General features: G+C 67.6%; 20 protein-coding genes. 7 read left to right on the top strand and 13 right to left on the bottom strand.

Annotated elements, in window-relative coordinates:
• Window positions 1-13 precede the first annotated feature (13 nt).
• Window positions 14-502, top strand: a complete 489-nt coding sequence (locus FLX07_RS26285) for a hypothetical protein (protein WP_223853957.1) — start codon at window positions 14-16, stop codon at window positions 500-502.
• Window positions 503-794: 292 nt separating this feature from the next.
• Here FLX07_RS26285 and FLX07_RS26280 read toward each other — a convergent pair whose 3' ends face one another.
• The gene (locus tag FLX07_RS26280; protein ID WP_142574356.1) at window positions 795-1,433 is read right to left on the bottom strand and encodes a response regulator; all 639 of its coding nucleotides are present in this window, start codon (window positions 1,431-1,433) and stop codon (window positions 795-797) included.
• The gene (locus FLX07_RS26275) at window positions 1,430-2,620 is read right to left on the bottom strand and encodes a sensor histidine kinase (RefSeq protein WP_142574355.1); all 1,191 of its coding nucleotides are present in this window, start codon (window positions 2,618-2,620) and stop codon (window positions 1,430-1,432) included. The genes FLX07_RS26280 and FLX07_RS26275 overlap by 4 nt, the downstream gene beginning before the upstream one ends.
• Before the next feature lie 292 nt (window positions 2,621-2,912).
• Between FLX07_RS26275 and FLX07_RS26270 the strand changes: the two genes are divergently transcribed.
• Window positions 2,913-4,013, top strand: coding sequence for an acyltransferase family protein (locus tag FLX07_RS26270; protein WP_208762402.1), 1,101 nt, complete (start codon window positions 2,913-2,915; stop codon window positions 4,011-4,013).
• A gap of 220 nt (window positions 4,014-4,233) precedes the next feature.
• Here FLX07_RS26270 and FLX07_RS26265 read toward each other — a convergent pair whose 3' ends face one another.
• Window positions 4,234-5,139, bottom strand: a complete 906-nt coding sequence (locus tag FLX07_RS26265; protein ID WP_208762401.1) for a quinone oxidoreductase family protein — start codon at window positions 5,137-5,139, stop codon at window positions 4,234-4,236.
• 170 nt (window positions 5,140-5,309) lie between these two features.
• Here FLX07_RS26265 and FLX07_RS26260 point away from each other — a divergent pair, with 170 nt between their 5' ends.
• From FLX07_RS26260 to FLX07_RS26245, 4 genes are all read left to right on the top strand, one after another.
• Complete coding sequence (locus FLX07_RS26260; protein WP_142574353.1) at window positions 5,310-5,657, top strand: ArsR/SmtB family transcription factor; 348 nt, start codon at window positions 5,310-5,312, stop codon at window positions 5,655-5,657.
• A gap of 287 nt (window positions 5,658-5,944) precedes the next feature.
• Window positions 5,945-6,136, top strand: coding sequence for a hypothetical protein (locus FLX07_RS26255; protein WP_142574352.1), 192 nt, complete (start codon window positions 5,945-5,947; stop codon window positions 6,134-6,136).
• A gap of 3 nt (window positions 6,137-6,139) precedes the next feature.
• Window positions 6,140-7,246, top strand: coding sequence for a sensor histidine kinase (locus FLX07_RS26250; RefSeq protein ID WP_142574351.1), 1,107 nt, complete (start codon window positions 6,140-6,142; stop codon window positions 7,244-7,246).
• Entirely contained in the window at window positions 7,243-7,875 is a 633-nt protein-coding gene (locus FLX07_RS26245) for a response regulator (protein WP_229689514.1), read from the top strand. The genes FLX07_RS26250 and FLX07_RS26245 overlap by 4 nt, the downstream gene beginning before the upstream one ends.
• A 40-nt stretch (window positions 7,876-7,915) precedes the next feature.
• Here FLX07_RS26245 and FLX07_RS26240 read toward each other — a convergent pair whose 3' ends face one another.
• Complete coding sequence (locus FLX07_RS26240; protein ID WP_142574350.1) at window positions 7,916-8,128, bottom strand: hypothetical protein; 213 nt, start codon at window positions 8,126-8,128, stop codon at window positions 7,916-7,918.
• 369 nt (window positions 8,129-8,497) lie between these two features.
• On the opposite strand from FLX07_RS26240, the gene FLX07_RS26235 reads away from it, so the two are divergent.
• On the top strand, window positions 8,498-8,944 hold the full coding sequence (locus FLX07_RS26235) for a cytidine deaminase (protein WP_142574349.1): 447 nt from the start codon (window positions 8,498-8,500) through the stop codon (window positions 8,942-8,944).
• 523 nt (window positions 8,945-9,467) lie between these two features.
• On the opposite strand, the gene FLX07_RS26230 is transcribed toward FLX07_RS26235, so the two are convergent.
• The 9 genes from FLX07_RS26230 to FLX07_RS26190 form a co-directional block, all read right to left on the bottom strand.
• The gene (locus tag FLX07_RS26230; RefSeq protein ID WP_142574348.1) at window positions 9,468-9,983 is read right to left on the bottom strand and encodes a hypothetical protein; all 516 of its coding nucleotides are present in this window, start codon (window positions 9,981-9,983) and stop codon (window positions 9,468-9,470) included.
• Between the two features lie 206 nt (window positions 9,984-10,189).
• Window positions 10,190-11,062, bottom strand: a complete 873-nt coding sequence (locus tag FLX07_RS26225; RefSeq protein ID WP_142574347.1) for a hypothetical protein — start codon at window positions 11,060-11,062, stop codon at window positions 10,190-10,192.
• 208 nt (window positions 11,063-11,270) lie between these two features.
• Window positions 11,271-11,651 (bottom strand): YccF domain-containing protein, encoded by a 381-nt coding sequence (locus FLX07_RS26220; protein ID WP_142574346.1) that lies wholly within the window; start codon window positions 11,649-11,651, stop codon window positions 11,271-11,273.
• 133 nt (window positions 11,652-11,784) lie between these two features.
• Entirely contained in the window at window positions 11,785-13,506 is a 1,722-nt protein-coding gene (locus tag FLX07_RS26215) for an IlvD/Edd family dehydratase (RefSeq protein ID WP_142574345.1), read from the bottom strand.
• A 57-nt stretch (window positions 13,507-13,563) separates the two neighbouring features.
• Window positions 13,564-14,445 carry a carbohydrate ABC transporter permease gene (locus tag FLX07_RS26210; RefSeq protein WP_142574344.1) on the bottom strand — a complete coding sequence of 294 codons (882 nt, stop codon included), beginning with the start codon at window positions 14,443-14,445 and terminating at the stop codon, window positions 13,564-13,566.
• Window positions 14,445-15,386, bottom strand: coding sequence for a carbohydrate ABC transporter permease (locus FLX07_RS26205; protein ID WP_142574343.1), 942 nt, complete (start codon window positions 15,384-15,386; stop codon window positions 14,445-14,447). Before FLX07_RS26205 ends, FLX07_RS26210 begins: the two co-directional genes overlap by 1 nt.
• A 78-nt stretch (window positions 15,387-15,464) precedes the next feature.
• A complete protein-coding gene (locus FLX07_RS26200) occupies window positions 15,465-16,850 on the bottom strand; it encodes an ABC transporter substrate-binding protein (RefSeq protein WP_142574342.1) in 1,386 nt (461 codons plus the stop codon).
• Window positions 16,851-17,039: 189 nt separating this feature from the next.
• Window positions 17,040-19,271: an alpha/beta hydrolase gene (locus FLX07_RS26195; protein WP_142574341.1), complete on the bottom strand. Its 2,232-nt coding sequence runs from the start codon at window positions 19,269-19,271 to the stop codon at window positions 17,040-17,042.
• Window positions 19,272-19,485: 214 nt separating this feature from the next.
• Window positions 19,486-20,481: a LacI family DNA-binding transcriptional regulator gene (locus tag FLX07_RS26190; protein ID WP_208762399.1), complete on the bottom strand. Its 996-nt coding sequence runs from the start codon at window positions 20,479-20,481 to the stop codon at window positions 19,486-19,488.
• Window positions 20,482-20,495 lie beyond the last annotated feature (14 nt).

Below are 20,495 nucleotides of genomic sequence, written 5' to 3'. Positions count from 1 at the left end.
GCCCAGGATGCGGTTGTCACCGCCTTGGCGCAAGGCACTGCGGATCGTGCATGTGGTCGCCTCGCTGGGACTGCTGGGTGCCGACGCCGCCGTACTCGCTCTGGCCGTCGCGGGGTGGCAGGGGTCGAACCCGCTGACCGTCTATCCGGCCGGATACATGCTCGGCGAGTTCCTCGTCCTGCCCCTGGCGCTGCTCGCCCTCTCCACCGGCGTCGCCTTGGGGTTGCTCACCCCGTGGGGGCTGCTGCGCTACTGGTGGGTGCTCATCTCGCTGGTCCTCACCGCGGGCGGCACGCTGCTGGCCGTGTTCGTTCTCGTGCCCACGCTCTCCGCGGCCGCCGGTGTGGCACTGGCCGGAGGAGTTCCCTCAGACACGTACGGGCTGGTCAAGGACTCCGGGGGAGCTTCCGGGGTGCTGCTCGTGACCATCCTGCTCAGCTACTACAAGCCCCTCGGCCGGACGGTGCCATCGTCCTGGCGCCGCGGCGGGCCGGAGCGGTGAGAACCTACCGTGGTTGCTTTTTGACAAGTCGACCGACAGACCTCAGGCACCGGGACCGCTGACGAGGGGTCGGCCACGATTACTCACGACCGGCCCCACCCAGGTCAGCGCACGTAGATCCTGCGCGCGGCCCCCCGCGTCTCCACGATGGCCAGGATCGGGGGCGCTGACGGTCAACAGTTCAGCGAGCAGGCCCGAACTGGACCTCAGTTCCGTCTCTGTTCCGGCGGTGAATCGCGGGGACTCACGGTCGCTCGGCCGGCCTTGACCTGCACCGCCGTAGCCCGGCGGCTTAATCGACCAGGCGGTGTTCCCACGCCCAGGCCGCGATCTCCACCCGGTTGCGGGCGCCCAGCTTCATATGCACGCTGCCCAGATGCGTCTTGACGGTGCCGACGGCGATGAACAGGTGCTCGGCGATTTCCGCGTTGGTCAGGCCTCGGGCGATCAACTTCACCACGTCGAGTTCCCGCGGCGACAGGCCCGCGTCGTCGTGCGCCCGGGCCGGGGGACTGAGGTGCTTCAGCAGCCGCACCGTGATCGAAGGGCTGATCATGGCATCGCCCGACACCGCCGCCCGGACCGCCTCCACCAGCAGTGCCGGCCCCGAGTCCTTGAGCAGGAACCCGCACGCGCCGGTGCTCAGCGCCGTGTGCACGTATTCGTCGAGATCGAAGGTGGTCACCACGACCACTTTGATCGGGTCGGCGACACCCTTGCCCGCCAGCAGCCGGAGCGCCTCCAGGCCGTCCATCCGGGGCATCCGGATGTCCAGCAACACCACATCGGGCCGGAGCCGCCGGGCCAGGTCGACCGCGGCCACGCCGTCCGCCGCCTCGCCCACCACTTCCATGTCCGGCTGGCTGTCGATGATCATGCTGAAGCCGGTCCGGACCATGGCCTGGTCGTCGGCGATCACCACTCGAATCACCGCGCCGCCTCGTGATCGAGCGGCAGCGCCGCGTCGACCACCCAGCCACCGACGGCACCCGGCCCGGCGGAGAACCGTCCGCCGAGGGCATGGACCCGCTCGGTGAGGCCCATGAGACCGTACCGGTGCTGTCGCCGGGGCCCGGCGGCGCGCGGGGTGGCGCCATCGTCTGTCACCCGGACGAAGAGCGACTCCGGGTCGCGGAAGATCTGCACGTCGACCGATCGGGCGCCGGCCGCGTGTCTGCGGATGTTCGTCAACGCCTCCATCACCACCCGGTAGGCCGTGGTGGAGACCTCGACGGGGATCCCGTCCAGATCTCCGTCAACGTGCAGGTGGGCCACCGGCGCACCTGAACCGTTGAAGCCCGCCAGCAACGGGTTGAGCTCCGTCAGCCCGGCCAGCGGCGTCAACGGCGCGTCCGGTGCGGCGTGCGGGTCGCGCAGCACGCCCACCATCCGCCGCATCGAGTTCATCGTCTCCGCGCCGGCCTGCTCGATCTGTTCCAGGGCGAGGATCACCCGCTGCGGATCCTGTTCGGCGATGAACCGCGCGCCCTGCGCCTGAACCACGATTCCCGTGACGTGGTGGGCGATGAAGTCATGCAGTTCCCGGGCGAACTCGGCGCGCTGCTCGGCCCGCATCGTGACGAGAACCTGCTCCCGCCCACGGTCCAGGAACCGCAGGTAGGCCCCACCCGCGGTCGCGCCGGCCACGCCGAGGGCGACGAGGAGCGCGGCTATGACGTACGTGTCGTCGGCGGCACCGCGCAACGGCAGCAGGATGCCGGCCAGCCCGAGGGCCAGAACCGCGGCGACCGACGACCTGGGCGCCCCCCGGCGCGCCACCACGTAAATGCTCGCGAGCAGGCCGCACGTCTCGGCGAGACCCCACACGCCCGTCAGGCCGAACCCGGCGGTCAGCGTGGCGACGGTGACGGCGATCGACGCGGCGGCGAGCAGCAGAGCCAGCGACGGCAGGCGCCGGGAGTTCTGCGGGTGTTCGGGAAGCCAGACCCTCACGGTGGCCACGGCCAGCCCCACCCGTACCAGGGACAGCACAAGGCCATCTAGGGAGAGCTGGAGCATGCCGTAGCGGACGTCGATGATCCCGAGGATCGCCATCACGGTCAGCCCGGCCACCTGGCCCAGGCGTAACCACAAGCGTCGGATCTGCGGCGTCGTCATCGTGACCAGCGTAGTCAGAGTGCGGGATGCCGATATCGGCCGAAAGGCAGAGCCGGTGCCGGGCAGATCCCTGCCCAGGGGCCGATGCGCCGTCCCGGGCCCGGCAGCGAAGCTTCTCCAGAGCCGACAGCCGCCTTCGGGAGGCCCCCCGGTCCGCTCAGCGGAACCTCCCACCCCCGCGCGCCCTGGCCCTGACAGGCCGCTGCCCCCTGAAACAGGAAACCCGGCCGGAAACCGAATCAGCCGCCCGGGGGCTCCGGCGCGCCCTTCCTCACGCTGACCAAGGAGAATCGTGACGACCGTTCGGATTCACGCCGGGAACGCCCCGACCGCGCCCGGCGCCGATGCGTCCCGGCAACGGGCACAGTGGGCGGACGTCGCCAAGGGCGCATGCATCATCCTCGTGGTGTTGTGGCACGTCATCGTCAAGGACTATCTGCAGATCAGCTGGCACGCCGGCTCTCCCGTCCCCAGTGCCTGGGGAACCCTGGGCGAGCAGTTCCTGCCGCTCCGGATGCCGCTGTTCTTCACCATCTCAGGGGTTTTCGCAGCAAACGCCGTAAATCGCCCGTGGCGCGTGCTGGGCAGATCCCGGGTCGCCAAATTCCTGTACTTGTACGCCGTCTGGCTGCTCATCCACACCGCGATCCTGGCCGCGGTCCCGGATTTCCCCACCGCCCACGCCGATTCCGTGCTCGGGCTGGTGGAACAGCTCACCATCACCCCCTCCAACCTCTGGTACCTGTACGCCCTCGCGCTCTATTTCGCGTTCGCGAAAGCCGTACGACGGGCGCCGCGGCCGGTGATCCTCGCAGCCGCCGCGGCCCTGTCCGTCATCACGGCCGCCGGCGTGCTCGCCACCCCGGGCGACCGCGGCGGCGTCTACCAGAACCTGGTGTTCTTCCTCGGCGGTCTGTACTTCAAGCCGTACGTCGAACGGTGGGCGGCGACCGCCACGAACCGCCGCCTGGCCCTGACCTTCGCCGTGTACGCCGCGGCGCTGACGGTCATGGCCGTGGCCGGCAGTCAGCGCTGGGTGGGGGTGTGGCCGGCGGTGTCCGTCGCGGCGGTGGCCTTCGGCGTCACCGCAGCTGAGCGAGTGAGCAGGTGGCGGCCGGTGGGTGACGCGCTCGCCGCCCTTGGACGACGAACGCTGCCGATCTACGTCATCCACATGCCCCTGCTCGCCCTGCTGCACGGGTTCCTCGTCGGTCCGATGTCCGGGCTGGGCGGCGGCGGACAGGCGCTTACGGTGGCGGAGTATCCGATTCTGCTGACCGCCGTGGTGATCGGCCTGAGCCTGGCGATCCACCGCGGGCTGCTCGCAGTGCGCGCGACGTGGCTGTTCGAAGTTCCCCGACGGTGGCGACCGGCCGCACCACGGCGGACATGAGCGCGCGTCCACGCCCGCGCGCCGACCGGCCCCAAGGGCTCGACCGGCCTTGACCTGCACCCTTGTTTCCCAGCTCAGCACAGTAAGATCAGTAGCCTGTTCCCAAGCTGACAGCGCGGGTTCGATTCCCGTCACCCGCTCCAACACTCACGGTCCAGGCCCGGCACCGTGTGTACGTCCGGAACTCAAACGCAGGCAGCGACAGTGCCGCGAGGATTTTCTATTCCGTGGAGGTCACTCGGGTCACGTACTTGCCGTTGCCGCGGCCGTCGGCGAGCAGCTGGTGCACGGCGGGCACGTCGGCGAGTGAGTCGACCTTGGTGACGGCAACGTCGAGCCGACCGGTCGCGATCATGTCCAGGACGCGGCGCAGGGCTGCGGCGACACGCTCGGGAGCGGAAGCGCCCAGACTGCTGATGCTGAACCCGCCGATCGCGACGTTGCCACCAATGAGTTTGCCCGCGGGCGGAAGCGGAGCGGGCTGCCCTCCGCCGGCATTGCCGAACAGCACGATCCGTCCGCCGGGCGCCGTGACCGCCAGATCGACATCGAGCATGCTGGTGCCCAGCGGGTCCAGGACGACATCGACGCCGCCCCCTCCGGTGGCCGCACGTACCGCCTCGATCAGACCATCGCCACGAGCAATCACGACGTCGTAGCCGCTCTTCTGCGCCGAGGCGACCTTGTCAGGGCGACCGACGGTGCCGATGAGCAGTCCCCCGCCTATCGCGGGCACCAACTGCGCGAGAGCACTGCCCACACCACCGCTGGCCGAATGCACCAGCACATTGTCACCGGGGCCGAGCCTGGCGGAGTCGGTCAGCAGTAGCAAGGCGGTTGAGAACATCATCGGGGTGCCTGCTGCCGTGAGCAACGAGATCTGGTCTGGTATCGGTACGGTGAGCACCGCACGCGTGAGTGCGACCTCGGACAGGCCACCTCCTGGAGTGAACGCGGCCACCCGCTGTCCAGCGGTGAGATCGCTGACGCCCGCGCCAACCTCGCGTACAGTGCCGGCTACCTCAAGTCCCGGAACATACGGCCAGGCAGGCACGTATCCAACGTCGCCGCGGCGCGCCATCACGTCGAGGAAGTTCACCCCTGCGTAGGCGACATCGATGGTCACTTCTCCTGGGCCCGGACGGGGTGTGTCGATCTCTTGGATCTGTGTGCGGTCCGATCCCTGTGACGGTGCTGTCATCACCAAAGCGCGCATCCCGAACTCCTATTTCGACGTTCGTAGTACTACGAAAGTCTTATCACCCTGTACGATGTTTGTCGAAAGAGAGGTGCGAGATGCCCCGATCACACAGCCGTCGCGCGACGCTGATCCACCCGGACGTCGACGAGTTCGACGTGCTAGACGTGCTGCACGCCCTCGCCGACCCCACCCGCATGACCATCGTGCGGACCCTGCGCGCCGATCCCGAACGAGCCTGCGGCACCTTCCCGGTCGACGTCGCGCCTTCCACACTCACTCACCACTTCCGGGTGCTCCGAGAGGCCGGCATCATCCGCCAGCGCGAGGACGGCAACCGTCGCTGGACCGCACTTCGCTTTGAAGATCTCGAGGACCGCTTCCCAGGTCTCCTGGACACCATCGTCAGCGCGTACGGCCAGCAGACCGACTCAGTCACCACCTGACGCAAGAATCTGAGCCAGCCCAGGAGCTCACGAACAAAAGTGAAGCGCCCGGCTTCGATGGAGAGCTCAGGGGTTGATGCCGACGATCTCACCATTCCGTCTGCCTAGCTCCGCACCAGCGGGCCAGGTCGCCGGTGTCGGCTCCCCCTCGAGCGTGCCTGCTGCCGGTGCCTGCCAAGGACTCCAGTCTCAACTCCGCCCTCCGCGTACTGGCAACGTCGAGCTCCATCCCGCTCTCCATCCTTCGGTGGTGCCGCTCCACCCCACCCTCTCCCTACCTTCCAGGCATGGACAAACGCTTCGGACGGTCGGGCATCTGGCTCGACCTGTTGCACCGGCTCCTGGACGCCAACGGGGGAAAGATGAACGGCAAGCTCCTGCTCGCGATCGTGGTCGTGGCCCTGCTGGTGATCGCCGGCTTCGTGGCCTTCCGGGTTATCTTGGTGGACATGATTCTGACCTTGAAGGACTCGCGCTAGGCGATGCGGGAGGTGCGGGAGCGGGTCGTGCGGCTACTGGCGGCCGACGACCCCGAAACCGGCCGCCTGGTCAGGCTGCTGATGAGCCTGGTCTTCGCCTGGTCGCTCGCGACCGCCTCGCCCGATCGCGCTCCCGCGCTGGTGTGGTCGGCGCTCGGCGCATCTATGGCGTGCTGGCTGACTTTCGTCCTGCTCGACGGCCGATTTCCGCGCGTAGCCATGGCCTTGCTCGCGGCCGGTTCGGCGATCGCCGCGTCGGTCTCAGGATCGGCCGAGGCGGCGCCCACGGTCCTGCTGTTCGCGACACTGCTGCTGTTCGTGGCGCACGTGACGCCGAGCATGGGAGCGATCGTCGCGGTTACCGCGGGCGACCTGGCTCTCATGGTCGGCAGCATGCTGTGGTGGGAGCAGCCGCGATCGGCGATCGTGGTTCGCGGGGCGGTCATGATGTGCGCCGTGCTCTTCGCGTTGCATCGGCGCCACTACCGCCGTGCCCAGCAGGACCGGGTCAGGGCCATGGCGCTCGACGAGCGGGCTCGCATCGCCAGGGAGCTCCACGACGTGCTCGCGCACTCCCTCGGCGCCTTGGGGGTGCAGCTGGAGGTCGCCGAGGCCCTGCTCTCCGAGCGAGGCGATGTGGAAGGAGCGCTGACGCGCATCCACAGGGCACGGGCTCTGGCTAGGGAGGGGCTGGTCGAGGCACGCTCGGCGGTGGCGGCCCTGCGCGAGGACGTACCGCCGCTGCCCGACGCGCTCAATCTGCTGGTCGCCGAGCACCGCAGGGACCATGACGTGCCCGCCGAGCTGCGCACGACGGGCACGCGGCGGCCGATCCCCCCGGCGGCGGAGGTCTGCCTACTGCGTACGGCACGCGAGGCGCTGACCAACGCCGCCAAGCATGCCCCGGGCGAGCCGATCACGATCAAGCTCGGCTACGGCGAGGACGCCGTTCGGCTGGTGGTGCGCAACCCGTGCGCGGCCGGACGCGCGGCGGCCTCATCCGGGCACGGCCTGCAAGGCATGGGTGAGCGGCTGGCGCTCGCGGGCGGGACCTTGATCGCTGGACCGGCGGGTGGCCTGTGGGAAGTGCGAGCGGAGGTGCCAGAGTGAGGGTTGTGGTCGTAGACGACCAGCAGCTCATGCGCGAGGGCCTGGTGGCGTTGCTGGACCTGGTTGACGACGTGGAGGTGGTGGGCGACGCCAGGGACGGCGAAAAGGCCCTGAGGCTGGTGGCCGAGCTGCGTCCCGACATCGTGCTCATGGACCTGCGCATGCCCGTGATGGACGGCGTCGAGGCCACACGGCGGATCACCCGCGAGTACCCAGAGGTGGTCGTCGTGGTGTTGACCACCTACGACGATGACCAGTCCGTGGACTCCGCCCTGCTGGCCGGGGCCTGCGGCTATCTCACCAAGGATGCCGGACGCGTTGAAATCGCCGCCGCCCTCCGCTCCGCCGCCACTGGGCAGTCGACGTTCTCGGCCGCGGTGTCCCGCCGGCTGGTCGACGCGCTGTCTCGCGCCACACCACCGCCGGTCACGGCCTGTCCCGACGGGCTGACGGTGCGGGAGGTCGAGGTGCTGAGGCTCGTCGCCAGGGGCCTGAGCAACGCGGAGATCGGTTCGGCCCTCTTCATCGCGGAGACGACCGTCAAGACGCACATCAACAACGCCTTCGCCAAGATCGGCGTTCGCAACCGCACGGAAGCCGCCGCCTACGCGCGCGACAAACTACTTTAGGTGTCGGGGGGTTCACGGACGTGCCCCGGCTTGATCTCGCTCATGGGGCAGTCGCCGAAAGCCGGAACAGCCCGATGACCAGTTCACCCGTGGAGCGCTCGCCGAAGGCCGCCCGAGTCCGGAAGACCTCGAAGTGCGTACGCGTCTCCCCGTGCCGCTGGAAACGGAGCCGGTACGCCCCGTTCTTGAGCGTGCGGACCTTGCCGACACGACGACGGCCCACGAGGTCGGCCGGCTCGAAGATCAGAGCCACGGTGAGGACCGGCCATTCCTACACGTGCTCGTCGCCGGCCCTGCGGATCCGGCATGGGTTGCGCGGAATATGTGGTCCTCTTCGACCGCCGTCATCAGCACCGCCCGCAGCAGCCCGTACGCCGCTGCCCGTACGCCGCTGCCCGTCCGGCCCCAGCCATCGACCCGGGACAAGCCGAGCAGACCAAGGCCGCCGGGTCCGCTCCCTTTTCGGGCGGGCGACGGCATACGGGGTGGCTGGCGCCCAGGGCTGAGTCCGCAACTCACACTCCCTATCCCGACCAAAGATCGGGTGGACCGCGGTAGGAGCCCGGGCGGTCTACCGGGTGGTCGGCGAGGCTGCGACGTCTTGATATGTCAGGATGCCGACATGCAGCTTGATCAAAACCTTGTCGACGCGGCCATCGCACAGATGGATCGGCGATGGCCCCCTGGTGAGCAGGGCGGTGCCGCGGCCCTTTACTTGAACGACGGGCAGATCCTCACCAGCGTCGGCCTGGACAACCTCAACGGCGGAGTGTCCCTATGCCACGAGACCGGCGCCATCTGCCAGGCCTACACACTCGATAAGAAGATCACCGCCTCCGTGTGCGTATATCGGGACCCCGAACGTGAACGCGTCCTCGTCCTGCCTCCGTGTGGCATCTGCCAGGAGCGCCTGGCCCTGTGGGGACCTGACGTCCAGGTCGGCGTGCCCGACGACTCCAGCGCGACGGGATGGAGGGCTCGCACTCTTCGCGAGGTGAACCCGTTTTACTGGGGATCGCAGTTCACCGAAGACGGGACCTGGCCGGCCCCTGAAGTCCACTTCTCCTGACCGACGCAAGTACGCGCAACTCGGGCCTCGACCGTTTCCACGGCCCTTTGCTCGTCACGGACAACCAGCCTTCGGCCATGGTTCTGTCCGGCGGCGCTTACTGGCCGACGCGGCCGTCGATGCGCTCGCGAAGGACCACATCGTGTAGCACTCGGCCTCCGGACGCCACCGAATATTCAGCGGCGGTCATCCGAAGAAGTGCACGGTGGATGATGCTGAAACACGTGCCTGACGCGTGCCAGAACGAACGGTAATCAGCGGTGTTTCACGAGAACTCACGGTCACTCGGCCACCGCTGAGCCAAATCCTCGTTTCCGATCACAAGGGGCAGTTCCCCAACCGATCGCCAGGCTGACAGCGCGGATTGATTCCCGTCACCGCGCTCCGCGCCGCCTCGCAGCACTCGCCCGCTCGACGGCCGGGCATGCGGTCTGGGGCCGGTCCCGGCCACCGGCGGCTCGGGCCGCAAGACCGAGCACTGGCACCGCCTTGTCTAAAGGAACCCGCCGGTGGATCACGAGCACTACGCGCTGAGCCTCTGGCGCGCATACCGCCGATCAGGGTCTTTGAACTCCATGCCGTTCTCATCGAGAGCGTTGTAAATCGTCACTCTGCCGTGCGGGAAGAGGAATCCGACAGCCACCATTCCTTGGGCCATGTCCTCCCCCATCCACGTCAGAAGCTCCACTGCCTGCAGCCTCTGCCCCTGCAATCGCGCCAGATCGTCAGGCACGCCCCCTCGCCACGCCAGGCGGAATCCCTCCCCCGCCCAATCCAGCGGCCGAGCCGGATCGACCATGTTCCACGTGATCGAGATCTCATCGAACTTCTGATGGACGATCTCGACCTGCTCGCCCTCGAAGTCCAACAGGACCAGGCCATCGGAGAACCAAACGTCCTCGTCGGGATCCCACACCAGCAGAGCGCGCGTCAGCCTCCGCCCCTCCAGCATGGCCAGCCTCCGACCATGCGCGGCAGCGATCGCCGAACTCCCGCTCAACCATGCGGGCCTGTATCCACTGATCCCGAAGTCGAACATCTGATGATCATGGCGGGAGTGGACGTGAGGACGTCAAGTCCATTACGAGCACGCTGTGACACCGACAGCGCGGGTTCGATTCCCGTCACCCGCTTCACTGCTAAGGCCCGGGTCGGGAAAGTGGCCCCGACTCGGGCCTTGATCTTTTTCTGAGCCTGCTGCAAGGGCTCAGCGGAGAGTAGCCGCGGACGCGCGTACCCGTGAGGTCAGTCCGGCCAGGTCTCCTCGGAGCAGAGCACCCGGGCGGCCTCATGAGGTTCGGCGTCGCGGACGAGGCAACGCCCGTCGTCCATACCGAGCATCGTCACGATGCCCGAGGCGAAGACCCGGCGGCTGAGGGAGTCACGGACGTGCACGATCCTGCCTGTCAGAAGGTTGCCGTCCTCCGGATTACCGTCCGCGGTCTGCCTCTCCCAGCGCCACATCCGGTAGGTGCCGCCCGGCTCCTTGGTGCGGAGGTCAGGCACATGCTGCTCCTGATAGGGGATCAGGAAGGTGGGCGCATTATCGGGGTTCAACGCGTCGGCGACCGGATCCGCCCAGGGAAGTCCCGGCGGCATGGCCACCCACCGCACGCCGCCTTCCGAACGTCGGAACTTGTCCGGCCGCATGGCCGCCCACTGTCCGGCTGTCGTGACGGGGACGGGAACCGGGCGGGGTTCCAGCGGTGAAGTGGATCCGATCGGCTCCCTCGGCTTCATATGGACGAGCGGGTCGAAGACATCGCGGATCGGCCAGAATCGGAACAACCACCGGCCATCGTCCGGGACGTCTACGTGCACGGTCAGGCCGTACTCGAAGAGAGGAGGGCCGATCAGGAATTCACGGCCGCTGTCCTCCACCACGCCAATCTGGATCACCCCCGTCTCGGCCGTGAAGTTTCGCTGCTCGATCAGCCTCCAGGAGGTCCCCGGGGCCGGCGGTTCGGCGTCCCATGCCTGCAGGTGGAGGGCGGCGGTGTAGTGGAGAGCCTCTGACTCCTCGTCACGTAATTCTGGGACGTCGGGAGTGCCGTAGATGCAGAGCGCGCCGTATTGCACGTAGAGCTCGTCGTCGAGGTGGCGGAGCAGGCGGGCCAACGGTGTCCTTCGCGTCGTCGGGGTACCAGGGGCAGCATGCCCTACGGCACCGACAGAACTCCGTCCACGCAGGGTCTGCAGCCGCTCCGTCGCAGAGGACCGCCGATGGCGCGGCGTCCATGTACTTCACAAGAAACTTCGGCAGGTCGGTCCTTCCGGGCACGGGACGCGCTCATCCCCGAGAAGACCCACTTGTCATCACAAATAGTTATCCCCGGCCGACGGGAACGATGTCCTTGCCCAGCGGCATCAGCGAGATCGGGATCATTTTGAGGTTCGCGATCCCCAGCGGAATGCCAATGATCGAGATGAACAGCGGGATCGCGGTGACGACGTGCCCGATCGCCAGCCAGATCCCGGCGACGAGCAGCCAGATGACGTTGCCGAGCACCGACCACACGCCGGCGGACGGCTTGTCGGCGACGGTACGGCCGAACGGCCACAGCGCGTACCCCGCGATCCGGAACGACGCGATACCGAACGGGATGGTGACGATGAGGACGCAGCAGATGATCCCCGCCGCGACGTAACCTAATGCGAGCCACAGGCCGGCGAAGATCAGCCAGATGACATTAAGGACGGTGTTCATAGTGCTCACTGTCCCACCCGGCCGAGTGGGCCGCGATCAACGTCGTCGCCGCCAGGCACACACGGAGGTGTCCCGGACGGTGACGACCGGTCCGATGTGACCGTCGCACCACCCGGGACAGCTCCCCCAGTGGTCAGTGTGAGTGGCGGGGCGGGGGGCTGCCGCTGCCGCCGACGAGGAAGTCCAGATCCGCGCCCTCGTCGGCCTGCAGGACGTGCTCGCTGTACAGCCGTGCCCAGCCCCGGGTGGCGGCCGGCTGCGGGGGCTTCCAGGCGGCGCGGCGGCGCTCGAGCTCCGCGTCGTCGACCAGCAGGTCCAAAGACCGCGCCGGAACGTCGACCCGGACCAGATCGCCGGTACGCACGAATGCGAGGGGGCCGCCCACCGACGCCTCCGGCGCCACGTGCAGGACGCAGGTGCCGTACCCCGTGCCGCTCATGCGGGCGTCGGAGATCCGGACCATGTCGGTAACCCCCTCGGTGAGCAGCCGCCGCGGCATGGGCATGTTGCCCACCTCCGGGAAGCCCGGGTAGCCGCGTGGTCCGGCGTTCTGCACCACGATGACCGTGTCGGCGGTGACGTCCATGTCCGGGTCGTCGGCCGCGGCGACGTAGTCCTCGATCCGGTCGAACACGAGCGCCGGTCCGGTGTGCTGGAGCAGATGGGGCGAAGCGGCGGAGACCTTCAGCACGGCCCCGGACGGCGCGAGCGACCCCCGCAGCACGACGGTTCCCGAGCCGGCGGCCTGGAACGGCTTCTCCATGGTGCCGATGACCTCGCGGTTCCAGCACTGGACGCCGCTGATGTTGTCGGCCACGCTCTTTCCGCTGACGGTGACATGGTCCATGTGCAGCAGGGAGGCGATCTCCTGCATCACCGCCGGGAGTCCGCCCGCGTACGCGAAGTCCTCCATCAGGTACGTGCCTGAGGGCATCAGGTTGACCAGCATGGGCACCTCGGCGGTGAGCGTGTCGAAGTCCTCCAGCGACAGGGGAACGCCGAGGCGCCCGGCGATGGCGAGCAGGTGCACGACGGCGTTGGTGGAGCCGCCGATCGCGGCGTTGACCCGGATGGCGTTCTCGAAGGCGTCGCGGGTGAGCACGGTGGACAGCCGCTGGTCCTCCTCGACCATGGCCACGATCCGGCGCCCGGCGGCCTGCGCGAGCGCGTACCGCCGGGAGTCGACGGCCGGTATGGCGGCGGCCCCGGGCAGCTGCACGCCCAGCGCCTCCGCCACGCAGGCCATCGTGGAGGCGGTCCCCATGGTCATACAGTGCCCCCGGCTGCGGGACATGCAGACTTCCGCCTCGGCGCAGTCGGCCGCCGTCATCCGGCCGGCCCGCATTTCCTCGGTGAAACGCCACACGTCGGTGCCCGACCCGATGTCCCGGCCGCGGAACTTGCCGTTGAGCATCGGACCACCGGTGACCATGAGACTCGGCAGGTCGACGCTGGCCGCGCCCATCAGCAGGCCGGGTGTGGTCTTGTCGCAACCCGACAGCAGCACCACCCCGTCGAGCGGGTTGGCCCGGATCAGTTCCTCCGCCTCCATCGCCAGCAGATTCCGGTAGAGCATGGTCGTCGGCCGCATCAGCGGCTCCCCCAGGCTCATCGCCGGAAACTCCAGCGGCAGGCCGCCGCTCTCCCACACGCCACGCTTCACCGACTCGGCCAGGTCGCGCAGGTGGGCGTTGCACGGCGTCAGCTCCGACCATGTCGTGGCGATGCCGATCACGGGCCGGCCGTCGAAGACGTCGTCCGCGAACCCCTGGTTGCGCATCCACGACCGATGGATGAACCCGTTACGGCCCTCCGCCCCGAACCACTCCTGGCTGCGCAGGGGGCGATCACTCATCGACATCGGCACACCTCTTCCTGTCATTTCTATCGACTGCTGAACGACCGGCCGCGACTATCTCAGACCTCCGACGGACAGTCCGCCGCGCCAGTGCCGCTGGAGGGTGAAGAAGGCGATGACGAGCGGGATCACCGACACGAGCGCGCCCAGGATGATGAGGCTCCAGAGGGAGGTACTACCCGAGTTGTTCGCCGAGGCGATGCCCTGCCAGAGGCCGAGCCCGACGGTGACGGGGAAAAGGCGGTTGTCGGAGAGCATGGCGAGCGGCAGGAAGTAGTTGTTCCAGGACGCCACGGCGGACAGGAGCAGCACCGTGACCACCGCCGGCCGCATCAGCGGGAAGGCGACCTGGAGGAACGTCCGCAGTTCACCCGCGCCGTCGACCCGCGCCGCGTCCAGGATCTCGTCGGGAACCGCGTCGCGCGCGTACACGTGCATCAGATAGACGCCGAACGGGTTGAGCAGCGACGGGAGGATCACCGCCCAGATCGTGTTCGTCAGGCCGAGCCCGGAGAACATCATGAAGGTGGGGATCACCAGGGCGGTCGCGGGCACCATCAACGCGCCGAGCAGGATCGAGAAACTGAAGCGCCTGCCGGCGAACCGGTATTTGGCGAATCCGTAGCCGGCCATCACGGCCAGGATCGTGGCGCCGATCCCGCCCGCGAACGCGTACAGCGTGGAGTTGAGGATCCACCTGCCGTAGATGCCGCCGTCGTAGGTGAACAGTCGCTGGATGTTGCCGAAGTAGTCGACCTGGTCGGCGAACCACAGGGTGTTGCTGCCGCCGAACAGGCCGGGGGCGTCCTTGGAGCTGTTGACGATGACCCACCAGAACGGCACCAGGAAATACACGACCAGGAAGCCGAGGAAGATCTGCAAAGGGAGGTGGCGCTGGGGACGGCGGCGTGCGCCGGCGCTGGAGCTGCCGGTCATCAGAAGAAGCTCCTCCGCTTACGGGTGAAGAACAGGAAGGCGTAGACGCAGACGAACACGATCCCGCCGAGGGCGAAGGAGATCGCCGACCCGTAGTTGAAGTTCGCGAGCCCGAACGCCTGCTGGTACGCGTACATGTTGGGAGTGAATCCCGGTGCGATCGTGCCGGCCGCCAGGTAACGCAGAATCTGTGGTTCGTTGAAGAACTGCAGGGTGCCGATGAGCGAGAAGACCAGGATCAGGAGCAGCGCGGGGGCGATCAGCGGGATTTTGATCCGAAGCGCGATCTGCCATTTCCCGGCGCCGTCCATGCGGGCGGCCTCGTAGAGCGACGGGTCGATGCCCTGGAGCGCCGCGTACAGAATGATCATGTAGTAACCGGCCCACTGCCAGGTGACCACGTTGATCAGGCCGTAGAAGATCAGGTTCTTGCTGAAGAAGTCGGGCGCGGGGGCGCCGAACAGTCCGAAGATGTCGGTGAGCGGCCCGAAGCTCTTGCTGTACAGGAATCCCCACATGACCGCCCCGATGACCGTGGGAATGGCATAGGGGAGGAAGACCATGAGGCGGGAGAACCGGGTGAACAGCGAGGTCACGGCGTCCACGATGAGGGCCATCGCGAGCGCGATGAGGATCTGCAGCGGGATGGCGACCAGGGAGAAGCGGACGACGAACCACACCCCCGAGAGGAAGGTCGGGTCGGTGAACGCCTTCACGTAGTTGCCGAGGAAGACGAAACTGGTGCCGCCGATCAGCTTCTTCTGCCAGAGGCTGAGATACAGCGCGTACCCGAGCGGCGCGATGAGCATCGCCAGGAAGACGATCCCGAATGGCCCGACGAAGAGCCACCCCATCAGGTGCTCACGGAGGCGCACCTTTCCGCGGGCCTTGTGCGCTTTCTCTTGAGTGCTCGATGCACTCTCCTCGATCAGCAGGGTCATTGTGGGCTCCGAGGGGTCGATGCTGGGGAGGGGCGGGTGGGCCGGCCGGTCGAGGACGGCGTGGCCCACCCGTGATGCCTACTGGACGGTGAAGCCTTGCTCCTTGGCGTAGTTCGCCACGTCCTCCTGGACGCGGTCGGCCGCCTGCGCACCGGTGACGGAGCCGTCGATGACCGCACTGATCTGCTTCGTCATGGAGTCGAAGTAGTACTGGCCGAACGGGCTGTAGGTCATGCCCGTGTAGGCGTTCGCCGCGGGGACGTAGACCTCCTTGTTCGCCTGCTGACCGTCGAAGAAGTTCACCTTCAGGTCCACGAACTCGGGACTGTTGAGCGCCTTGAGGTTCAGCGGGAAGATGATCTGGTTGGTCCAGCCGTCCTTGAGCGACTCGTCGTCGGCGTAGAGGCCGTACGCCGCCTTCGCCGCCAGTTCGGGGTTCTTCGCCTGGCTCGTCACCGAGAAGGCCGACCCGCCCCAGTTCACCTGCACCGGATTGCCGGCATCCCACTGCGGGAGCGGCGCCACCGCCCACTTGCCGGTGTCCTTGCCCTTGCCGACGCCCGCGCCGGTGAGGTATCCGGGCGCCCACGCCGCCGAGATGTACGTCGCGTACTTACCGTTGACGACACCGGAGATGTACTCCGGCGTGAACTGGTCCTGCGTCCCGACCAGGCCCTTCTTGGCGAGGCTCCCCCAGTAGTCCAGCACGTCCTTGGACGCCTGGTCGTTCAGCGCGATGCCGATCGACTCGGGCTGCGCCGGGTCGTAGGTGTACGGAGTGGCGCCCTTCTGGATCTGCAGCGCCATCATGACGGCCGGCACGTTCGCGCCCAGGTCGCCGAACAGCGGGCCCCCGGCGTCCTTCACCTTCTGCGCCGCCTGCTCGTACTCGGCCCACGTCTTCGGCGGCGTGATCTTGTACTTGTCGAAGACGTCCTTGCGGTAGATCATCGCCATCGGGCCGCCGTCGACCGGCACGCCGTAGACCGCACCGCCGATCGAGACGTCCTTCCACGCGCCGTCGCTGTAGTTCGCCTTCACCGCGTCGAAGCCGTAGTTCTTGATGTCGACGAGCGCCTTCTGGATCTGGAAGGTCGGGATCCGGTCCGCCTCGATCATGATGACGTCTGGCGCGCCGGTGCCCGCCGAGATCGCGGTCTGGAACTTGTCGTACTCGTCACCGCCCTGGCCGACATTGGTCCAGCAGACCTGTACCTCGTTGTTCTGCTTGTTGAAGTTGTCGACGACGAGTTGCATGTTGGGGTACCAGCCCCAGAACGTCACAACCGGCAGGTCCTTCTTGGTGATCGTGTTCGTGCAGTTGCTCGCCTTGTTTCCGGTCGTGTCGTTTCCGCCGTTGCTCGCACTCGCGTTGCTTTGGCTACCCGCATCGGGGGAGCAGGCGGCAAGCACGCCCGCGGCGGCGAGCATGGCTGCGGTGGCAAACAGTCTTTTCGTCTTCATTGACATAATTTCCCCTCCGGGATCACTGCGCACAAGGGTCATGCGCCGCCGCTGTGGCCGAATGTCTCGGCCGGGACGGGGCGCGGAGAGCTGATCCGCGCCCTGTCCTTCGTGCCGGCCCCGATATGGTGCGGCCACCGCCGGGGCAGGAACGCCCTTGCCCCGGCGGTGTCGCATCGACGGGCTTACCTAGCGCTTGAACAGGCGCGGCGCCAGGTCGATGAGGTTCTTCTGCCACACGTCCCAGCCGTGCGGCCCAGGGGTGACCCCGTCGAACTCGTAGTGGACTCCGAGGTCGTTCATCGTGGTCAGTCCCGCCATGAACGACGGGTACACGAAGTCGGTCACGTCGCCGACGTACACACGGAACAGCTTGGTCCCGCTGTTGATCGCCGCCACGTCGACACCGGTGCCGCCGCCGAACCCTGCCGAGAACGCCGCGATGTAGGCGAACCGGCCCGGGTAGGCCTTGAGCACCCCGATCGTCTGTCCACCGCCCATCGAAAGACCCGCGAGGGCCTGCTGCGACGGGTCGCTGGAGACGTTGTAGTGAGCGCGGGCCGCCGGAACGATGTTGTCCAGCAACTCCTTGTTGAAGTTGGACACGTTGCCGTTGCCCATCACGACCACCATCGGCACCAGGTCGCCGTCGAGGAACTGGTGGTCGAGGATCTGCTTGGCACGGCCCATCTCCACCCAGTCCGTGTAGCTCTGACCGCTGCCGTGCTGGAGGTAGAAGACGGGATACGGCTCCGCGCGATCGGGGTCGTAACCGGGCGGGGTCCACACCAGCGCGGTCCGGTCCTGGTTGGCCACATCGCTGTGGTAGGTCAGGCTCTCGACCTTTCCGCCCTTGCCCTCGGGAACGTCCGAGAGCAGACGCGACCTCTCACCGGGGACGAGGAAGGTGCTCCAGGTCGGCTCGGAGGTCACCTTCGTCGGGTTCGAGGCATCCTTGACCGCGACCCGATCGACGATCACCCGGTAGTAGTAGAACCACGGGTCCAGCGGACCCACGGTCACCCGCCACCGGTCGCCGTCACGGGACATCGGAAGGCGCAGCCAGCTTCCGCCGGGAGCCACGTTGGCCCACACGGTGACGTGCTTGGCGTCCTTGAAGTCGGTCGTGGTCTCGAAGGTGACGAAGCCGCCCTCGGACACGAACGGCGTCGGAGTCGTGCCCGCCGGCGGCGGGGTGAACTCGCCCTTCAGCGGCCCGTGACCGGCACTCGGACCGTGATCCGACACGTTGCGGAACAGCCGCGGCACGAAATCGATCAGGTTCTCCTGCCAGGCGTTCCAGTTCGCCCCGCCGTCGGGGTTGACCCCGTCGAACTCGTACCTGATACCGGCCTGCTTGAGCGCCTTGGTCAGGCGGTTGGTCGCGTTGTACGCCGGGTCGGTCACGTTCCCGGTGTACAGACGCACCAGCTTGAGATCGCGGTTGATCGCCTTCGCGTCCACCCGGCCGGCGCTCTCCTCCAGAAGCCCGGAGAACGAGCCGGCGTAGGCGAACTGCCCCGGCGTGGTCAGCGCGGCACGCAGCGCCTGCGACCCGCCCTCGGACACCCCGGCGATCGCCTGGTGCGCCGGATCGCGCAGGACGTTGTAGGTGTCCCCGACCGCCTTGCGCAGGTCCTTCAGATCCTTGTCGCCGGCCGGCCCGTCACCATCGCTGATCACGACCACCATCGGCTCCACGGAGCCCTGGATCGACAGGTTGTCGAGGATCTGCTTGGCACGACCGAGGTCGAGCCAGTCGGTGGCGCTCCTGTCGTCGCCGGACTGCAGGAACAGCACCGGATAACCCTTCGGCCCCGGGCCCTCGGAACCCGGGCCCTGGGGACCCGGACCCTTGGGACCGGGAGCCTTGGCCTGGTAGCCCGGCGGCGTCCACACCAGCGCCGACCGCTCCTGCTTCTTCACCTCATAGGTCAGGGTCTCGACCTTGCCGCCCTGTCCCTCCGGCGCGTCCGCCAGCAGACGCGCCGAATCGCCCGCGACGAGGAATGTGCTCCGCAGGGGCGTGGACGCCACGCCGGCGGCATTCGTCGGATCCTTGAGACTCTTGGTGTCGTCGCCCGTGACCTGGTAGGAGTACAGCCCCGGTTTGAGCGGGCCGAGGACTCCGGACCAGACGTCGCCCCGGCGGGTCAACCCGAACTCCGCCCAACCGAAGGAGGGACCGAAGTTCCCCTCGATGACCACCTGCGACACCTGGCCCGCGTTGGCCTGAACGTAGGCCGCCGGCACGCTGAACGACGCGTAGCCGTCCTCGGAGACGTCCAGCCACGGGGTGTCCGCCGCCGCCGGACGCGGTGCGAGCGACACCGCCGCGATCGCCATGGCCCCGGCGACGACAACCGCCGAGAGCCGGCGCACGCCCATGGGGCGCACGCTGCCGTGATACGATAAACTCATACTGAGCACTCCTAAGATGACTGGCAGCGGATGGGGTCCGCTAGCCAGTCTGAATCGTCTTGTGGATGTGCAGTGGTTTAAGTAGTGGTGTGTGTTTCTCTACCTCCGTTCATGGGGGTGCCTTTTCATCTGCCACGTCAGCTGCAACTGGCGTCGCAGATGAGGGTCTGTGTCATGCTCTCGCCGTCATGATCTTGTCGTCACGATCCCGTCGTCATGATCTCGTCGTGACGCTCACCGGCGCGGTGGAGTCGCGGACCAGCAGGCGGGTCGGGAGCATTATCTGACGACGGCCCTCCCAATCACCGGTCACCAGCGACTTGAGCATGTGCGCCGCCTCGTGTCCGAGCCGGTACATCGACTGGTCCACAGTGGTCAGCCTCGGCTCCGCCAACGCCGACTCCGGGATGTTGTCGAATCCGACCACCGACAGGTCGCCGGGAACGTCGAGCCCCATCTCCTTCGCGACCTCCAGAACCTTCAGCGCCATCCCGTCGCTGGCCGCGAAGATCGCCGTCGGCCGGTCCGGCCTTTCCAGCAAGGCGCGCGCCAGCGGGACCGCGGACTCGGGGTTGAAGTCGCCTCTTCCGATCAACGCCGGATCGACCGGAACGCCGGCCTCGGCAAGCGCCTTGCGGTAGCCCTCCTCACGCGACCACGCCGCCGCCAGGCTGGAACGGCCCGCGATGAACCCGATACGCCGATGGCCCAGGCCAAGCAGGTGCTCGACCACCGTGGTGGCGCCCGTGAGGTTGTCCGCCGTCACCGACGGCACGGCCGAGTCCCTCACCGGATCGATGACCACGACGGGAGTGCTGCTCCGCACCTCGCCCCAGGGCGTGACCACGATGCAGCCATCCGTGAGGGTGCCCGACAGGCGACTCAGATGCCGCCGCTCCCAGCCCTCCGAGTAGGTGCCGTAGAGATCGCTGTTGGCATAGACGATCAGGTCGAAGCCCGACTGGGTCAGCGCGTCCATCACGCCCTTGAGCACCTCAGCCGTGTAGGACTGGAAGCTGTGGGTCACCAATCCCAGAACGTTGGTGCGGGTGCGCCGCAGGCTCGCCGCCACGAGGCTCGACTCGTAGCCCAGTCGCTCGATGGCCGAACGGACCTGCGCGGTGGTGCTGGCGCTGACGCCGTAACGTCCGTTGACCACCCGCGACACGGTCGCAGTGGAGACGCCCGCCAGGCGCGCGACATCACTCATCGTCACCGGCGCAC

This window comes from Microbispora bryophytorum, assembly GCF_006874465.1.
Taxonomy (GTDB): domain Bacteria; phylum Actinomycetota; class Actinomycetes; order Streptosporangiales; family Streptosporangiaceae; genus Microbispora; species Microbispora bryophytorum.
Note: the sequence above shows the minus strand (reverse complement) of the source record. Positions and strands in the feature narration are given on the sequence as shown.

Excerpts from the sequence above, each read along its gene's own strand:
- FLX07_RS26275 (WP_142574355.1), bottom strand. The coding sequence starts at position 2,620 with ATGACGACGCCGCAGATCCGACGCTTGTGGTTACGCCTGGGCCAGGTG.
- FLX07_RS26260 (WP_142574353.1), top strand. The coding sequence starts at position 5,310 with ATGCCCCGATCACACAGCCGTCGCGCGACGCTGATCCACCCGGACGTC.
- FLX07_RS26255 (WP_142574352.1), top strand. The coding sequence starts at position 5,945 with ATGGACAAACGCTTCGGACGGTCGGGCATCTGGCTCGACCTGTTGCAC.
- FLX07_RS26250 (WP_142574351.1), top strand. The coding sequence starts at position 6,140 with ATGCGGGAGGTGCGGGAGCGGGTCGTGCGGCTACTGGCGGCCGACGAC.
- FLX07_RS26235 (WP_142574349.1), top strand. The coding sequence starts at position 8,498 with ATGCAGCTTGATCAAAACCTTGTCGACGCGGCCATCGCACAGATGGAT.
- FLX07_RS26230 (WP_142574348.1), bottom strand. The coding sequence starts at position 9,983 with ATGTTCGACTTCGGGATCAGTGGATACAGGCCCGCATGGTTGAGCGGG.
- FLX07_RS26220 (WP_142574346.1), bottom strand. The coding sequence starts at position 11,651 with ATGAACACCGTCCTTAATGTCATCTGGCTGATCTTCGCCGGCCTGTGG.
- FLX07_RS26215 (WP_142574345.1), bottom strand. The coding sequence starts at position 13,506 with ATGAGTGATCGCCCCCTGCGCAGCCAGGAGTGGTTCGGGGCGGAGGGC.
- FLX07_RS26210 (WP_142574344.1), bottom strand. The coding sequence starts at position 14,445 with ATGACCGGCAGCTCCAGCGCCGGCGCACGCCGCCGTCCCCAGCGCCAC.
- FLX07_RS26205 (WP_142574343.1), bottom strand. The coding sequence starts at position 15,386 with ATGACCCTGCTGATCGAGGAGAGTGCATCGAGCACTCAAGAGAAAGCG.
- FLX07_RS26200 (WP_142574342.1), bottom strand. The coding sequence starts at position 16,850 with ATGAAGACGAAAAGACTGTTTGCCACCGCAGCCATGCTCGCCGCCGCG.
- FLX07_RS26195 (WP_142574341.1), bottom strand. The coding sequence starts at position 19,271 with ATGAGTTTATCGTATCACGGCAGCGTGCGCCCCATGGGCGTGCGCCGG.
- FLX07_RS26190 (WP_208762399.1), bottom strand. The coding sequence starts at position 20,481 with ATGAGTGATGTCGCGCGCCTGGCGGGCGTCTCCACTGCGACCGTGTCG.